This is a genomic window from Bartonella tribocorum CIP 105476 (genome assembly GCF_000196435.1).
In the GTDB taxonomy this organism is placed as follows: domain Bacteria; phylum Pseudomonadota; class Alphaproteobacteria; order Rhizobiales; family Rhizobiaceae; genus Bartonella; species Bartonella tribocorum.
The window spans coordinates 2,455,737-2,471,390 of the sequence record NC_010161.1 but is presented as its reverse complement, the minus strand read 5'-3'; the positions used below and the strand labels follow the sequence as shown (position 1 = coordinate 2,471,390).

At 38.7% G+C, this 15,654-nt stretch carries 15 protein-coding genes and 3 pseudogenes; 7 read left to right on the top strand and 11 right to left on the bottom strand.

Annotation, left to right across the window (positions count from 1 at the left end):
- Window positions 1-184: 184 nt before the first annotated feature.
- The 7 genes and pseudogenes from sdhC to BTR_RS13630 all read left to right on the top strand — a co-directional run bounded on the left by sdhC (window position 185) and on the right by BTR_RS13630 (window position 5,763).
- Window positions 185-586, top strand: coding sequence for a succinate dehydrogenase, cytochrome b556 subunit (sdhC, locus tag BTR_RS11215; protein ID WP_012232543.1), 402 nt, complete (start codon window positions 185-187; stop codon window positions 584-586).
- Between the two features lie 18 nt (window positions 587-604).
- On the top strand, window positions 605-991 hold the full coding sequence (gene sdhD / locus BTR_RS11210) for a succinate dehydrogenase, hydrophobic membrane anchor protein (protein WP_012232542.1): 387 nt from the start codon (window positions 605-607) through the stop codon (window positions 989-991).
- Window positions 992-997: 6 nt separating this feature from the next.
- Window positions 998-2,842: a succinate dehydrogenase flavoprotein subunit gene (gene sdhA, locus BTR_RS11205; RefSeq protein ID WP_012232541.1), complete on the top strand. Its 1,845-nt coding sequence runs from the start codon at window positions 998-1,000 to the stop codon at window positions 2,840-2,842.
- A 14-nt stretch (window positions 2,843-2,856) separates the two neighbouring features.
- Window positions 2,857-3,636 carry a succinate dehydrogenase iron-sulfur subunit gene (locus BTR_RS11200; protein ID WP_012232540.1) on the top strand — a complete coding sequence of 260 codons (780 nt, stop codon included), beginning with the start codon at window positions 2,857-2,859 and terminating at the stop codon, window positions 3,634-3,636.
- A 715-nt stretch (window positions 3,637-4,351) separates the two neighbouring features.
- A complete protein-coding gene (locus tag BTR_RS13245; protein WP_051616041.1) occupies window positions 4,352-4,717 on the top strand; it encodes a hypothetical protein in 366 nt (121 codons plus the stop codon).
- 69 nt (window positions 4,718-4,786) lie between these two features.
- Window positions 4,787-5,191, top strand: a pseudogene (locus tag BTR_RS11190) (hypothetical protein).
- 170 nt (window positions 5,192-5,361) lie between these two features.
- Window positions 5,362-5,763, top strand: a pseudogene (locus BTR_RS13630) (hypothetical protein).
- Window positions 5,764-5,926: 163 nt separating this feature from the next.
- Here the strand turns inward: BTR_RS13630 and BTR_RS11180 are convergent.
- From BTR_RS11180 to BTR_RS11130, 11 genes and pseudogenes are all read right to left on the bottom strand, one after another.
- Entirely contained in the window at window positions 5,927-6,127 is a 201-nt protein-coding gene (locus tag BTR_RS11180) for a helix-turn-helix transcriptional regulator (protein ID WP_012232538.1), read from the bottom strand.
- A gap of 209 nt (window positions 6,128-6,336) precedes the next feature.
- A pseudogene (locus BTR_RS12030) lies at window positions 6,337-7,385 on the bottom strand (tyrosine-type recombinase/integrase).
- A 1,064-nt stretch (window positions 7,386-8,449) separates the two neighbouring features.
- Window positions 8,450-9,511 (bottom strand): P-type DNA transfer ATPase VirB11, encoded by a 1,062-nt coding sequence (gene virB11 / locus BTR_RS11170; protein ID WP_012232537.1) that lies wholly within the window; start codon window positions 9,509-9,511, stop codon window positions 8,450-8,452.
- Window positions 9,486-10,628 (bottom strand): type IV secretion system protein VirB10, encoded by a 1,143-nt coding sequence (gene virB10, locus BTR_RS11165; RefSeq protein ID WP_012232536.1) that lies wholly within the window; start codon window positions 10,626-10,628, stop codon window positions 9,486-9,488. The genes virB11 and virB10 overlap by 26 nt, the downstream gene beginning before the upstream one ends.
- Window positions 10,628-11,434 carry a P-type conjugative transfer protein VirB9 gene (gene virB9, locus BTR_RS11160; RefSeq protein ID WP_012232535.1) on the bottom strand — a complete coding sequence of 269 codons (807 nt, stop codon included), beginning with the start codon at window positions 11,432-11,434 and terminating at the stop codon, window positions 10,628-10,630. The genes virB10 and virB9 overlap by 1 nt, the downstream gene beginning before the upstream one ends.
- 13 nt (window positions 11,435-11,447) lie before the next feature.
- A complete protein-coding gene (locus BTR_RS11155) occupies window positions 11,448-12,149 on the bottom strand; it encodes a VirB8 family type IV secretion system protein (RefSeq protein WP_012232534.1) in 702 nt (233 codons plus the stop codon).
- Window positions 12,146-12,289: a hypothetical protein gene (locus BTR_RS11150; RefSeq protein WP_012232528.1), complete on the bottom strand. Its 144-nt coding sequence runs from the start codon at window positions 12,287-12,289 to the stop codon at window positions 12,146-12,148. The genes BTR_RS11155 and BTR_RS11150 overlap by 4 nt, the downstream gene beginning before the upstream one ends.
- 239 nt (window positions 12,290-12,528) lie before the next feature.
- Window positions 12,529-13,374 carry a TrbL/VirB6 family protein gene (locus BTR_RS11145; protein WP_012232527.1) on the bottom strand — a complete coding sequence of 282 codons (846 nt, stop codon included), beginning with the start codon at window positions 13,372-13,374 and terminating at the stop codon, window positions 12,529-12,531.
- Window positions 13,375-13,557: 183 nt separating this feature from the next.
- Entirely contained in the window at window positions 13,558-14,409 is an 852-nt protein-coding gene (locus tag BTR_RS11140) for a TrbJ/VirB5 family protein (protein ID WP_012232533.1), read from the bottom strand.
- Window positions 14,406-14,549, bottom strand: a complete 144-nt coding sequence (locus tag BTR_RS11135; protein ID WP_012232528.1) for a hypothetical protein — start codon at window positions 14,547-14,549, stop codon at window positions 14,406-14,408. Before BTR_RS11135 ends, BTR_RS11140 begins: the two co-directional genes overlap by 4 nt.
- A 239-nt stretch (window positions 14,550-14,788) precedes the next feature.
- Window positions 14,789-15,634, bottom strand: coding sequence for a TrbL/VirB6 family protein (locus tag BTR_RS11130; RefSeq protein ID WP_012232532.1), 846 nt, complete (start codon window positions 15,632-15,634; stop codon window positions 14,789-14,791).
- Window positions 15,635-15,654: the final 20 nt, after the last annotated feature.

Below are 15,654 nucleotides of genomic sequence, written 5' to 3'. Positions count from 1 at the left end.
GCGGATTATATCCGTGGAGTAATCGGTTTTTTTATGCGTGACCTTTAATCCGTTATTTGAGACAACCGACCTGTAATATCGGTATCTTGAGATGCCAAACAAGTAAAAACGAGATAATATATTTAATCGTTTTGTGCGAACTTTCTCGTTCATTGTGGTTGCAAAAACCAGGTCAGGATATTTTATGACAGAGACAACTAGGATAAAAGAGCGCCCTCGTTCCCCTCATATAAGTATTTATCGTTGGACAATTACTATGGCCATGTCTATTGCACACCGCATTACGGGTATGGCCCTTTATGTTGGCACGGTTTTTTTTGCTGTTTGGTTAATTGCTATTGCGTGTGGCGAGGAGACATTTAGAACAGTTCACGAAATTTATAGTTCTTGGTTTGGATTGTGTATTTTGTTTCTTTATACTTTGGCAGGGGTTCATCACATGGTTGGGGGTGTTCGCCACATTGTTTGGGATCTGAAGCCTTGCCTTTTGGCAAAAGAAAAGGCAACAGCCACTGCTTGGGCAACAGTGTTTATTTCACTTATTGTTACTTTTGCGATTTGGATTATTGGATATACCGTTGTTTAGCTGGGGGTGAAAAGAGACATGAAAAAAGATTTTCGAACGGAACTTGGAAAAGTACGGGGGCGTGGGAGTGCTCATGAAGGAACAGAGCATTTTTGGCTAGAGCGTTTGACAGGGTTTATCAATCTACCGCTTTTGATATTTTTGATTGTTCTTATTCTTTCTCTTGTGGGTAAGGACTATGCTATTGTGCGTGCAAGACTTGCACATCCTATTGTTGCTATTTTGATGGGATTGATGACTCTTTCAGTCATTTATCATATGAAACTTGTTATGCAGGTGGTGATTGAAGATTATATTCCACGCGAAGGTTTCCGGTTATTCTTTTTGATATTAAATATTTTATTTTGTTTTTTCATAGGCGGTGTCATTATTTTTTCTCTTTTGAAGATTGCATTAGGGGGTTAAACAAATATGGCGGGTACAAGATCATCTTTGGGCGCTAAAGCAGGTAACGCCCCTTATCATACTGTAGATCATAAATTTGATGTTGTTGTTGTTGGCGCAGGTGGTGCAGGATTACGTGCAACATTGGGTATGGCAGAACAAGGATTAAAGACAGCTTGTATCACAAAGGTTTTTCCAACGCGCTCACATACGGTTGCAGCACAAGGGGGGATTGCTGCATCGCTTTCAAATATGGGACCTGACAATTGGCAGTGGCATTTATATGATACCGTGAAAGGTTCTGATTGGTTGGGGGATACTGATGCAATGGAATATTTGGTGCGTAATGCCCCTGCTGCTGTGTATGAATTAGAACATTATGGCGTTCCTTTTTCACGAACGCAAGAAGGCAAAATTTATCAACGTCCTTTTGGTGGACATACGACACAATTTGGTGAAGGTCCACCTGTTCAACGGACTTGTGCAGCCGCTGATCGTACAGGTCATGCCATTTTGCATACGCTTTATGGACAAAGCTTAAAGCATAATGCGCAATTTTTTATTGAATATTTTGCTCTTGATCTCATCATGACAGATGGGGTTTGTACGGGGGTTGTCGCGTGGAATCTTGATGATGGTACAATACACCGTTTTTCTGCCAAAATGGTTGTTCTTGCGACCGGTGGTTATGGACGTGCTTATTTTTCTGCGACATCGGCGCATACCTGTACGGGTGATGGTGGTGGAATGATTGCACGGGCTGGATTGCCACTTCAGGATATGGAATTTGTGCAATTTCATCCTACAGGAATTTATGGTTCTGGTTGTCTCATTACAGAGGGAGCTCGGGGTGAGGGGGGGTATTTAATCAATTCTGAAGGTGAACGCTTTATGGAGCGCTATGCACCTTCCTTTAAGGATTTGGCTTCACGCGATTTGGTTTCGCGTTGTATCACACTTGAAATTCGTGAAGGGCGTGGCGTTGGACCTAAGAAGGATCATATTCATTTGGTTCTCAATCATATTGATCCTGCAATCTTGCACGAGCGTTTACCGGGGATTTCCGAATCAGCACGGATCTTTGCAGGAGTAGATGTAACAAAAGAACCTATCCCTATCTTGCCAACGGTTCATTATAATATGGGCGGGATTCCTACCAACTACTACGGAGAAGTTCTCAATCCAACAGCTGATTCGCCTGATCGTATTCAACCAGGACTGATGGCTGTGGGTGAAGCGGGATGCGCTTCTGTTCATGGTGCTAACCGCTTGGGATCAAATTCATTGATTGATCTTGTGGTTTTTGGGCGTGCTGCTGCCATTCGTGCAGGTGAAGTGATTGATCGGAATGCAGAAATCCCACCTTTGAATGAAGAAGCTGTTGACGAAATTATGGCGCGTTTTGATCGTTTACGCTTTGCTCAAGGAACAACGCCAACAGCCGTGTTGCGCGAAAAAATGCAACGCACGATGCAAGAAGATGCTGCTGTCTTCCGGACAGAAGATTCTTTGAAACAAGGATGTCAACGGATGAATAAAATCTGGGGGGAATTGTCTGATCTTAAAGTCACAGACCGTTCCCTGATATGGAATTCTGATTTGGTCGAAACATTAGAGCTCGAAAATCTCATGGCGAATGCAATCATGACGGTTCATTCTGCTGAAGCACGTTTAGAAAGTCGTGGTGCTCACGCTCGTGAAGATTATCCAGAGCGTGATGATAAAAATTGGCGAAAACATACCCTTTCACATTTGTCAAAAGATGGTAAGGTAACCTTGTCGTATCGACCTGTCCATGTTGAACCCTTAACATCTGAAGCAGATGGGGGTATCGACTTAAAACGCATTGCACCTAAAAAACGGGTTTACTAAGGGGAGAATGAATTATGGTACAAATTAAACTTCCCAAAAACTCTCAAGTAAAACCAGGAAAGGTTTGGCCTAAACCTGAAGGGGCTACAAAGCTGACGGAATTTCACGTGTATCGTTGGTCGCCTGATGATGAGGAAAATCCTCATCTAGATACCTATTATGTCGATCGTTCTGCTTGTGGTCCTATGATTCTTGATGGGCTTTTGTTTATTAAAAACCATATTGACCCAACTTTGACATTTCGCCGATCATGCCGTGAAGGCATCTGCGGTTCCTGTGCGATGAATATTGATGGGACCAATACATTGGCTTGTACCAAAGGTATGGATGATGTAAAACACCCCATTAAGGTCTATCCTCTGCCTTCCATGCCGGTTGTTAAAGATTTGGTTCCTGATTTAAATCGCTTTTATGCCCAACACCGAGTCATTGAGCCTTGGTTGCAAACTGTTTCGCCTGAACCTGCGAAAGAGTGGTTACAAAGTCACTCCGACCGCCAAAAAATTGATGGTCTTTATGAATGTATTTTATGTGCATGTTGTCAGACATCATGTCCGAGTTATTGGTGGAATGGTGATCGCTATTTGGGCCCCGCTGTTTTGCTCCAAGCTTATCGTTGGATTGCGGATTCACGTGATGAGATGTGTGGTGAACGTCTTGATAATTTAGAAGATCCTTTCCGCCTTTATCGCTGTCATACGATTATGAATTGTACGCAAACTTGTCCAAAAGGATTAAATCCGGCGAAAGCGATTGCTGAAATTAAAAAACTTATGGTTGAACGCCGCCTTTAAAGAATTACTCATTCATGAAAGTGAAGGTCAAAGCCAGAAATGGTATGTCCCTTGAGGAATTTGATCTTTAAGAGCGCATTAGCCTCTTATAAGGGGGAGGTGGTAACTATGATCGTTCTCAAAGCGAATTAACCCCTAAAAATGAAGTCATTCTTATAGCAAAAATCCTTGCAATGGCATGAGCTTAAGAAAGTTCATGATTGATTCCTATCTTTGCAAAGTAACCGATTCATGAACAGTAAAGTAAAACACGAAAAACCGTGTTTTTTTGTGCTTCTTAAGATTTAATCTCTAAAAGTTTATTGGCTTCCATAAGATAGTCAACATAATTATAATTTCCTTAAAAAGACATTAGTCTTGTGGGTAAAATAAACACTTAAAACAGCAATCTATGTAAAAACAATATGCTATGTGTTTTTATTTTTATTAAATTTGTATCAAAATTCTCGCTTTAATGCATGATTCAATTGATCGTTTTTTTATAAAAGAAGATCACCTTATATCAATAGAGCATAAAAAATAATACAAACATTATAACGCATGTAAATCATTTAAATGAAATAAAGGAGTGATGACAGTTCGTAATTTTACGATACGTTTTTACTATAATATCACAAACACTGCTGATATTCAGTGATTTGGCGCGTGATACCAGAAGTTTCTGGAAAATAATTTTTGGGATTTGACCAATTCAACACAAGAAGCAAAAGATTTGATGTCTCGCTATGGGAACACAGGATTGCATTTTGATGTTCATAGTTGTGACAGTCTGACAGGCTTTAATATGATGAATTCTTTCAAACAAGAAGTTGTCAATGATGTAGCTGGCAATACAACTGTCAGTCTTTATGGACCAGCGGCTAATGTTTTGGCGGCATCCGGTCTGTTAAAGTATGTGAGTGGTGGCAAACAAACCACGATTGGTGTTGATGGTCATAGATATGACCTTGTAAGCAGAAATTATTGGCGGAAATGGCTATACTTACGAGACAATACCTGCTGGCAGCAACGTTTGGAAAGAATGGTTGAGAGTGATCACAAATCCCGTAAGTCCCCATACTTGTCTTGGACATGCGAGTGATAAGTGTAAAGTGCGCTATGGTTTATCTCATCGTGAACAAAAACCTTGAATTAAATCATGGAGCAAAAAATGAAACAAATTTTAAAGCTATTAGGTGCTGTAACTTTATTAGGTATTGCAGGATGTTAATTTAACAAACCTCCTCCAGGAGAGGTGGCTACGTGGGAGAAAAATGGTGTTACTGATTTTACTGAAATAGGCAAAGCCTTGTTAGAATGTGGCATGCCAACTCCTTATGATGTCGATCCAGAAAGCAGAAAGCTTAGCTATAATGCAATAGCAACCATAGAAGCTTGTATGGTTCAAGCTGGTTTCCGTGATAAAGTGGGAGGGGGGACTTGGTGTGAGAATCATAAAGCCGAGGATCTTCTCATTTGTCGACCGGGCGCTGTTGTTCCACAGAGAAGCGTCAAAAAGCGCTTAAACAGCCCTTTTTGTAAAAAGTACAAAAATAGCCGTAAATGCCAACCTTAAATATTGCTATTTGTGTAAACTACAATCCCCACATTCATGTGTTCCCATGCTTGTGCGGAATTGTTCCTTCAATTCATTCTTTCAGTTATGAACTGTTTTGAAAACTAGAGATAAAATAATCAACAGGCGAGCCATTTCATTAAAAATAAGTCCATTCAAAGAGGGGAAAAATGAAGAAAATTTTAAACTTATTAAGTGGGATAGTCCCTTTAAGCATAGCAGCCTGTAACTCAGGTAAACCTCCTTCAATATATTTTGTTATATGGGAAAAGCCAGGTGTAGACTTTACGGAGGTAGGAAAAGCATCCTTAGAGTGTGGTATACCATCTCCTTAATAATACAGATTTGGAAAATAGTAAATTGGGTTTCAATGAATGGGCTATGATTCATAGTTGTATGATTCAATCAGGATTTCACTATAAAAGTAAAAATGGAAAATGGGTGAAAATTGTAAAGATGATAGAATTCCAATGTATCGTCCTGGTACTGTCATTCCGAAGCGAAGTGTCGAGAAGCGCTTAAATAGATTGTATTGTAAAAAGTATAAAAACACTCTTAAATATCAACACTAAGTTTTGCCGTTAATAATCAACAATCAAAACGCTGTGTGTGAAGCCAATATGACGTAGGGAAGTACGCTTAGTAATCTTGTTACTTGCGTCACAGGACGGATTTTGCTATCTTTTAGGTGATGAGTTTGAGAAAGCCTTGTCCGTTCTTACGTGACAAGGCTTTTTATGCTGTGTAACTTTTACGTTGCTGTCTTGCTTGCTTGAGGACATTGATAAGATCCGATTGTAACCAACGGGATAAAAAACCAAATTTTAAAGGTTTTGGTAGAGAGTCATTGGTAACATGACGACGGAAAGTTGAGACACTCATATGAAGCAATTTTGCACTTTCACGGTCTGTTAAAAGAATATCGTTTTCTGTCATTTTAAAATCCTTTCATTCTCAAAAATAGAAACAAGTCATAAGCATTTATTAAACACATTTTGGTTCATTTTTTGAAGGTATTTTATTTATAGAAAACAATATTTTACAATAAAAAAACTTATGTGACACGTGATAAATTTTATTGAGATGGAATGAGAGAAAAGAGAGCGAAAGTTATCCACAGATCATGGGGTTATGCACCCCATATCTTAAGATTGTCCTGTGACATAAGCCGCCCATTTCTCCATATAGACACAGCGTTGTTCTAGATAATCAGTCCGACGATAAGCACGTTCTACTTGTTTTCCTACTGTATGACTTAGAATGGTTTCAGCGACCTCATAGGGGGAGGCATTTGTTGTCTCAGTGAGCCAATCACGTAAACTAGGGCGAAATCCATGGGGACAGGTTTTTAGTCCAATTTTCCTCATATATTTTGACATAACCATAGGTGGTATAGGAGCCCGACTAGAAAAAGAAAAGATGAAATCACTTTTAGAGATACAACGGGCTTGTTTAATTACTTTTAGTGTTTCAGATGATAAGGGGACACGAAATTCTGTTGTAGCATCACGCTTTCCTTTCATATCCTCAGTAGGGATGGTCCATATATCATTATCAATTTGATCTTTATGAATATGACGTAAAGGGTTAGAGCGAATGCCTGTCAGAATAAGCAAACGCAAAGCCAGTTGTGTAAGGTTTGTTGTTTGGCAAAGTGTTTTATAAAAAGTAGGCACATCTTTCCAATCCATTGCAGGTAAGTTTTTGATTTTATGGCGTTGTTTTCCTAAGAGAGCGCGTGCTTTTTTATTGCTTGTAAATCAACATCTAATTCTAAGGCAGCCGCATGTTTGAGACAAAGATTAAGACGATTAAGAGCTCTACGAGCTGTTCCTGCTTTTGTATGCCAAATAGGAGCAAGGGTATTGCGTATCTCTGTTTGCGTAATTTCTGAAACGGGTAAACACCCTAATTTAGGGAGAATATGAAGGCGTAATGGTAAAAAACAAGTTCCATCTTTACCATCATTTTTTAATTCAGCTTTACGACTTTCAAAAGCATCTAGAGCAATATCTTTTAAATAATGGAGATTACGCATTGTCTCACGCTTTTGTTTTTCACGTTTTTTAATGGGGTCACGCCCTTCACGTAAAACAAAGCGCTACCCAGTTGCACATTCACGGGTTTGTTTTAAGCAAACATTTTTCAACGTTCGTCACCCCCATTTTGTGATGGCACAGAATGGTATAACGATAAAGCTCTCATGGAAATAATATAAAATCTATAGAGCACTCCCATCTTTACGCTTATGAAGGAGCAAACCGGTACCATCACACACTTTGTTCGCTCCCAATATTAACTAGTTCTTGGCGTTTGAGATGGTTCATAAGAGGCATTTTTAATGCTTTCTTATACAGTTTTATCCACGCAAGATTCCTCGCTTGTAACATGCACGCAAGTTGTTTTGGTTAATTCAATATAAACAGATTTGGAATGAAATAATCCTGCAATGTTAAGGTGTTTTATCCAACATGTAAGACAATGAACACTCTTTATAAATCAATGGGATGCGTCTTAAGAAGTGGAATTACCGGTCTATGCTTGTCAGAACTTTCGCTTTTTTGAAGTCTTGAGAAGAGGGCGGGAATATCTATGATTAGGATTTGCCTATATAGTTTATGAACATTGTTTTTGAAGGTGAGGATATGAGCTCCACGTAATATGGTTAGTGAAGCTTTTTTTTTAGAGAAATTTGATTGTTTACAAGTTGGTGTAGGATAAGAATCTTTTTTCGTCGAGGGAGAAGAAATCAATAGGCGACTATACCCCTTTCTTAAATAAAATGTGATTTATAGATGCTAAAGCAGAATGATCGTTTATTTGTATGAGGTTCTCTGTCTTTGAAGATTGTTTGGGTAAAAAAATATTTATTGATTACTTAAAATAAGCTTTTGTATTTATGACGATAATTATTGATGATGATCGGTATCTATTTCACAAAGTTCTTATTGATAGGTGAATCAAAATTTATTCATTTCTTTTTGTTGAAATATTTATTTTGTCATCATTTTTTCTCTTGTGAATCAAATATACATTTTCAAAAGATAAATAGAGAGTATGATCAAAGGCAAAAGAATAGAGTCTCCTTTTGTTTTCTTGTGAAGTTGTTGTCTGTTTAGTTTTTTCTTCTTTTGTTCATGAAGAGTGTAGAAAATACAGTGGAAAAGCAAAGAGAAGAGAGGATGTATAATAAAAAGCCGTAACAATTTGTTACGGCTCTTTTTGTTTGAGTGCTATTATCGAGAAAGAAGACCTCTTTTAAGCGATTTTTGATTTAGCAAAAATCGGGTCATAAAAAACTTCAGAAAGTTTTCTATCTTTAAAGAACAACACGACATCAACTGTTGTGTAAAGAACGATCTTTATCATTTCTAGCTCGAGTCGGCGACCAACCTCTGATCTTTTAATCAAGGTGGCACATCGCTCAAATGTTTGTAAAGCACTGTTGGCGTGCGTCGTTGTAATCGATCCTGGATGACCTGTGTTGAGTGAATTGAGATATTCCCATGCCTCATTGCCTCGCAACTCAGCAAGAAAAATTCGGTCAGGTGATTGACGCATACATGCATCTAGACATTCTTCCGCTGAAACACGACCCACATTGTTACCATAAATCATATTTACGTGATTAGGGTGATTGGGTAGAAAAAGCTCATGAACATCTTCAATCGTGATAATACGCTCTTCTACAGGAACTTTTTCAATGAGTGAGCGGGCAAATGTTGTTTTACCAGATCCTGTCTTGCCTGCAATGATAATGTTGCGTTTGTGAAGGACACATTCTTCCAAAAATTCAAGAATTCTTCCCTCACGTTTACGTTGTAAGAGTTGAACTTCAAATGGTTCCAACCGCGTGAAGTCATGCTTCGATAAGAAATTGTTGGCTTCTTTTGCTGAAGGTTTATTAAAACTTACATCGGAAAAATCATCAAAAGCCCCTTCTTCTTTGAGTTCTTCTAACGTTTTAACTATGAGAGAATGTTTACGAATTACAAAGGAAAGAGAACCATCAACGACAGCTGGCGTTTGGATAATTGTACCACGTTGTCCACCAGGCAATAGCACATAATTAATACTTCTGGGAGCCATACCGTTATAAACGATAATAGCTGTAATAAGCGTTTGCAAAAAAGCTGTTGTTAACTCTGGTACGCTATGGACCTGCCACCCGTTGAAGTTTTTTGTCCATACTTCACAGGGGCGGCAGATCGATATTTCAGTGATCTTCCGATCTTCTAAGAAACGATCAAGCGGCTGCAGAAGCTGAGAAACTGCTTGATCTTTTTGTATAGGGTTAACGTGTGACGAGACTGTAGACATCGCTGAAATCCAGATCACGAGCAACAAAAATATTTACTCGTTCGCCTTGGTGTTTGTAAAGTGTTGGTGTTATATTGATTGAATTTTGAATAACATCGTTTACTATAAGTTCAGCATTATGAGCTCCTTGTGGCTGTGCGTTCTCTTTATTCTCTTTGCTACTTTTATTAATTTTACCTCTCACCCATTCTCCTAAATCACCGATGATACTCACCATAATTGCGCCACTAAACCGCTCCCAAAAGTGTCTATCAACCCAGCCACCGATACCTGCTTCACCAAGAGGACCGGTCCCAGGTGAGTCAAGATTGACAATAACACCAGAAGGCGTTTCAATACGTAACCATTGCACAAAAACACGTGTTTGCCCTTGCTGTAAGCCACTTTGGTAAAAACCAACGACTTTAGAACCACGATCGAGCAAAACAACACGACCACTTGTAGAATAAATATCCCGCGTTAAATGACATGTTGTCATCCCTGGTTGTGAGGTAATAATTTTTGTTTCCAACGTACAATCTATTTGCGTTCCTTGCGTAATTAAGAGATCACGGTTACGAAGTTGCGCCGCATGTGATTGACCTAAGCGTACAGGTTGGAGATTTAATGCACCACTGTTGTCATTCGATGCTTTATTTGTCTCCGTAGATCCTTCACTTCCACCATTGTTAAGACTAGAACTGAGCATACGTCTGCGCGCTAATTCTTCAGAATCTTGAATCATATGTGGGGGAACGGTTGTTTGAAGAAGCTTAGCCAAGGCCGGTGAAATATCTAGGCTTGAGTCTTCTATTGGTGTTGATTTTTCTGATTCTTCTACAAGCTTTGGCTCTTCTATAACCCGCGGGGTATAGCTTGGTATAATTTGCTGTACCGTTTGTTGCGGTTTTTCTTCCTCAATTTCTACGGTATTACGCATTTTAAAAGCTTTCCAAGTCAAAGCAATTGGTACCGCTACGATGACAATAAGTCCTACGATTAATAATACACGGGTACCTGGAATTGTCGGACGGTGCTCTGAACCTAGTTCGGAGCTTTCATAGGCATTTTCAATATGTTTTTGCTCTATATTGTCCAGTTTTTTGCCTTTTTCATCTCCTTCCTTATTGTCAAACATTATTTTCCTCCTTTATTTATGCGGTAAACCACCGAAGATACTGTTCCTGTTGTGTTTGGTATACCATGGGGATCATAGGCTTCGTTAAAAACAGCTAGAGCACGTTTACCAAGTCGTATGAGCCATTTAGGATTGACCTTATGAACGGCGATAATATCATTAGAACTGCCGATGACGGTGCGTGGAATTAAGCTTTCATTCCCTTCAGCATCTACGACATAGATTGATGGCATATCCATGTTAGCAGGAAACTTGAAGTAAGTAATACGTCCATTGTCCCAAGCATTGATCGGAGCAATATCTTGATGACCGCTCATGGTATAACTAAGATTATAACCTTTTACGCTTTGGTGAAAACCGCGTTCAATCGCAAGGCGTCGGTTGTTTTCTTCTGACTTTTCATCGTTTGAATCGGGATAATGAAAAGCCAATTCATAGGTTGATCCTGCACGGTCATTTCGAAATTGTAGTCGGAATTTGTAACTCCGTTTGTCCGTTACAACGATGAGATTGGTATTGGCAAGTTCTGCTTTTGGTTTAATAAAAATATGCCGCCCTTTATGAGCAAAGGCATAGGCTTCTGAATCACCAAAGGCATGAGTGATATACTGTTCACCTTCTTCAAGAATAATATGTGTTGCCACACCAAGAACTGTCTCAATTTGAACTACATCGGCTTCGTTATATGTTATATAACGAATGCGGTGATCATATTGCGAATTTGTCGGACTTTTGAGCGCCTGTACAGGTACTGTATAAAGAGAAGAAAATGAAGATAATAGAACAACGAATGCAAGTTTTTTCATAACAATCAATTCCTTAATCATTCAACAGTATTTCTGGGTCAGAACGGTAACTTGTTACCTGAAAACCAAGGGGGTTAAGCAATCGATCAGATGATTTCATAGGTGCACCCACATAGGTGTAACCAATTGTTGCAATCTGGTGCTGTTTTGGTCCATTAGCAGCACCGCTGCTATCAAGTTGTTGAGTCGTAAAACGTACGGTTGCTTGACCGAGTCCATTAGGTTGAATTGACCGTACTTTAACTGTGATACGTGCTCTGTTTGAAAGCACTTTATCCCGTGCATTTTCCCCATCATAGATTTTATAATATTCTTGTTGAACAGCTGCTGCACTTAAAAGAGCTGTTGTGCCATAGTTTAGTTGAATGGTATCATAGTCATAAGTTTCGCGGTTAAGCACATATTGATTGAGCCAATATCTATCTACAACTTCACCATAGCTTTCTTCGTGCTCACGCATAATTGAGATAACATCAACAGCACCTGTTGTGTTATCAACGCGTAACACTAAAGGTGTAGGCGCTGGTTGAGAAAATCCAACAACCCCACATATCATACCGAATAAGCCAAAAAGACCAACAGCACTCGCTACACGCCATGCTGTTCTGCGCGACCTTATAAATTCGTTTATGAGATCCCTTTCTAGACCACGACTCTCTTCGTAATAACTGCTAAGTTGTTCAGCTTTCACTGGTTTTGCTTGTTTTGTTTTCATCTGTCTCCTCGCTTAATTTCGGCAGGGATTGTTTTATTAATAGGCACACGGTTTCTATCATTAGGTTGTTTTAGCTTTGGTGCTAATGCACAAGCCGATAAAAGATTTGCAATCAAAATTATAAAAACGACCGACTTCACTTTAACACTCCTCTTTTTGACAATTAAAAAGCCCAGCATTTCTTATCATTATTATAATTTTAATAATAAAGTAAAGCATATAATTTGTGATAATTTATCTTTTCTTAATTTCGTATTTTAATTGACGAAAATAATTCAATTTTAGTGCAAATATTTTTCATTGTAGGCTTGGCTATTTTAGTTATTTTGTCCTATGGATTTAAAGTTTCTGTTACGAGAATCATTTCTTTCTACATTCTCTAGTTTCTATGTCTCCATAGATGTCCAAATGCTATGCCTTTTGCGAGAGAATGGGCCATGCTTGATAGTTTGAGTAACAGCATGATGGATATAATGGACAAGATGAGCGCTCCCCCAAACATGGCTGCTACATTCTGGTTGTAATCGAGTCCCATATCACTCAAATAGTTTGCAAAGATATTCATCATCAGATTAAAGACAGTCGCTAAGAGTAGAAAGAGGATTATATAATTTACGACTTGGATTAACCATTGCTGAAAAAAGCGATAGGTTGGTTGCCAGAGCAAAGCAATGATGAAGATAGGGCCCAATCCTACGAGCAGTGTAATGGCGATTTTTGTCAGTATAACGAGACCACCGCCGATTGCCACGACGGAACTTGTTGCCAGCAAGATAAGGATACCTAAGAGGCTGTAAAGCAATCCGTTGGCCTCGAAGAAGACGGTTTCCTGGAAAAGACGACCTGCATATTGGAATCCTTTGGTTGCTGCTTTGTCAAGTAAATTCATTAATTGTGTATCAGTGAGTGGATTTGTCATGAGCGCTTTTGAGAACTCATAGGGCATTTGCGTTATCAAATTTGCAATTTCACTTTGATAAAGTCCTGAGGTGAGAGCTATTGAAGTAATAATGCTTATTCGCAGGAAACGGTTTACGAATCCGGAGAGTGGCATATCGATAGCGCCCCGAATGATAAGCCATCCATAGATAATGAAAGCGATGGTGATTCCAATTGAAACGAAAGGTGTAATTGTAGCAATCGCTTTTGAGGAAATACCCGTGACATATGTTTGTGTTATCTGATTAATTTTATTGAAAAGTTGCGTGAACATAGTGAAGTTCATGGCATTCCTCTTTAATGAATTTTCAATTTTTCATCACATGAGAACATAGACACATGCTAAATGCTTCATTTGCATTTATACATTCCCTAAGCATTTTCACCACGATATCTTGACTTTGATAAAATCTCTGCGTTTCTTTGAATTGTGGAGTTAATACTAAACCTTATACATCGGCTTTTGTGTTCACCGTATGATCGGCATCTGGTTTTTTTCATGGTCAAAAAACATCATATCAAGTTCGCGTCTTTTCCTTTTGATAAGTGATTGCTCAGCGTCATGTAAATACGCTACCATTTCCATTTTTATAAATTCATTTTGGATCATAGCTAATGTACCATCGATATGTGCTTGAAGGTCTGCAATGTCTTTCAGTTTTTCTTTTGTTTGAAGCTCATCGAGTAGTCCTCTGAGGTATTGAAAACGACTTTTTACGTTTTCAAAACTTTCCAAACTCACAGCTTTATCTTGAACCGATACAGATTGTAAACGCCCAAAAATAGCTTTGCTGATTTGATCAAAATTCCCAGAAACTTTGTTTTCTTCCTCCAAGACCTCTCGATACGATTGCCTTGAAAGCTTACTGTCTGTATAGAGAAATTCTGGCTCTTTAAGAAAAAAACTAGAAAAGTCTATTTGCTTTGGGTTTGTTTTCTGACTCTTTGTTATAGCCTGATAAGCTTTTTCTACTTGTGAAAGTTGTTGTCTTTTCGAGTCAAGTTGTTTTTTTAAGAGCTCAATAATTTCTCCTTTTTTTAAAAGCTGAAGGATTTCCGAATATTCTTCTGGTAGAGCAGGTTGTGGTGGTGGGGCAGGTTGTGGCGGTGGGGCAGGTTGTGGCGGTGGAGTAGGTGATGGAGATTGTGCACATTTTTCTAGGATTCCAGTGAGGTCTGCTCCAAATGTATTCTTTTGATATTCTGCAAGTCCCAACTCTAGAAAATTGCATGTATATGTTTGAGGAGAACCCGATGCATGCGCCAAACTCATCATTCCCAAAAGGGTAATCACCCCTATTATAATAAATTGCTTTTTCATCTGTCTCCTCGCTTAATTTCGGCAGGGATTGTTTTATTAATAGGCACACGGTTTCTATCATTAGGTTGTTTTAGCTTTGGTGCTAATGCACAAGCCGATAAAAGATTTGCAATCAAAATTATAAAAACGACCGACTTCACTTTAACACTCCTCTTTTTGACAATTAAAAAGCCCAGCATTTCTTATCATTATTATAATTTTAATAATAAAGTAAAGCATATAATTTGTGATAATTTATCTTTTCTTAATTTCGTATTTTAATTGACGAAAATAATTCAATTTTAGTGCAAATATTTTTCATTGTAGGCTTGGCTATTTTAGTTATTTTGTCCTATGGATTTAAAGTTTCTGTTACGAGAATCATTTCTTTCTACATTCTCTAGTTTCTATGTCTCCATAGATGTCCAAATGCTATGCCTTTTGCGAGAGAATGGGCCATGCTTGATAGTTTGAGTAACAGCATGATGGATATAATGGACAAGATGAGCGCTCCCCCAAACATGGCTGCTACATTCTGGTTGTAATCGAGTCCCATATCACTCAAATAGTTTGCAAAGATATTCATCATCAGATTAAAGACAGTCGCTAAGAGTAGAAAGAGGATTACATAATTTACGACTTGGATTAACCATTGCTGAAAAAAGCGATAGGTTGGTTGCCAGAGCAAAGCAATGATGAAGATAGGGCCCAATCCTACGAGCAGTGTAATGGCGATTTTTGTCAGTATAACGAGACCACCGCCGATTGCCACGACGGAACTTGTTGCCAGCAAGATAAGGATACCTAAGAGGCTGTAAAGCAATCCATTGGCCTCGAAGAAGACGGTTTCCTGGAAAAGACGACCTGCATATTGGAATCCTTTGGTTGCTGCTTTGTCAAGTAAATTCATTAATTGTGTATCAGTGAGTGGATTTGTCATGAGCGCTTTTGAGAACTCATAGGGCATTTGCGTTATCAAATTTGCAATTTCACTTTGATAAAGTCCTGAGGTGAGAGCTATTGAAGTAATAATACTTATTCGCAGGAAACGGTTTACGAATCCGGAGAGTGGCATATCGATAGCGCCCCGAATGATAAGCCATCCATAGATGATGAAAGCGATGGTGATTCCAATTGAAACGAAAGGTGTAATTGTAGCAATTGCTTTTGAGGAAATACCCGTGACATATGTTTGTGTTATCTGATTAATTTTATTGAAAAGTTGCGTGAACATAGTGAAGTTCATGGCATTCCTCTTTAATGAAT

Bases quoted from the DNA above. Each gene is read 5' to 3' on its own strand.
- sdhC (WP_012232543.1), top strand. From the start codon at position 185: ATGACAGAGACAACTAGGATAAAAGAGCGCCCTCGTTCCCCTCATATA.
- sdhD (WP_012232542.1), top strand. From the start codon at position 605: ATGAAAAAAGATTTTCGAACGGAACTTGGAAAAGTACGGGGGCGTGGG.
- sdhA (WP_012232541.1), top strand. From the start codon at position 998: ATGGCGGGTACAAGATCATCTTTGGGCGCTAAAGCAGGTAACGCCCCT.
- BTR_RS11200 (WP_012232540.1), top strand. From the start codon at position 2,857: ATGGTACAAATTAAACTTCCCAAAAACTCTCAAGTAAAACCAGGAAAG.
- BTR_RS13245 (WP_051616041.1), top strand. From the start codon at position 4,352: ATGTCTCGCTATGGGAACACAGGATTGCATTTTGATGTTCATAGTTGT.
- BTR_RS11180 (WP_012232538.1), bottom strand. From the start codon at position 6,127: ATGACAGAAAACGATATTCTTTTAACAGACCGTGAAAGTGCAAAATTG.
- virB11 (WP_012232537.1), bottom strand. From the start codon at position 9,511: ATGTCTACAGTCTCGTCACACGTTAACCCTATACAAAAAGATCAAGCA.
- virB10 (WP_012232536.1), bottom strand. From the start codon at position 10,628: ATGTTTGACAATAAGGAAGGAGATGAAAAAGGCAAAAAACTGGACAAT.
- virB9 (WP_012232535.1), bottom strand. From the start codon at position 11,434: ATGAAAAAACTTGCATTCGTTGTTCTATTATCTTCATTTTCTTCTCTT.
- BTR_RS11155 (WP_012232534.1), bottom strand. From the start codon at position 12,149: ATGAAAACAAAACAAGCAAAACCAGTGAAAGCTGAACAACTTAGCAGT.
- BTR_RS11145 (WP_012232527.1), bottom strand. From the start codon at position 13,374: ATGAACTTCACTATGTTCACGCAACTTTTCAATAAAATTAATCAGATA.
- BTR_RS11140 (WP_012232533.1), bottom strand. From the start codon at position 14,409: ATGAAAAAGCAATTTATTATAATAGGGGTGATTACCCTTTTGGGAATG.
- BTR_RS11130 (WP_012232532.1), bottom strand. From the start codon at position 15,634: ATGAACTTCACTATGTTCACGCAACTTTTCAATAAAATTAATCAGATA.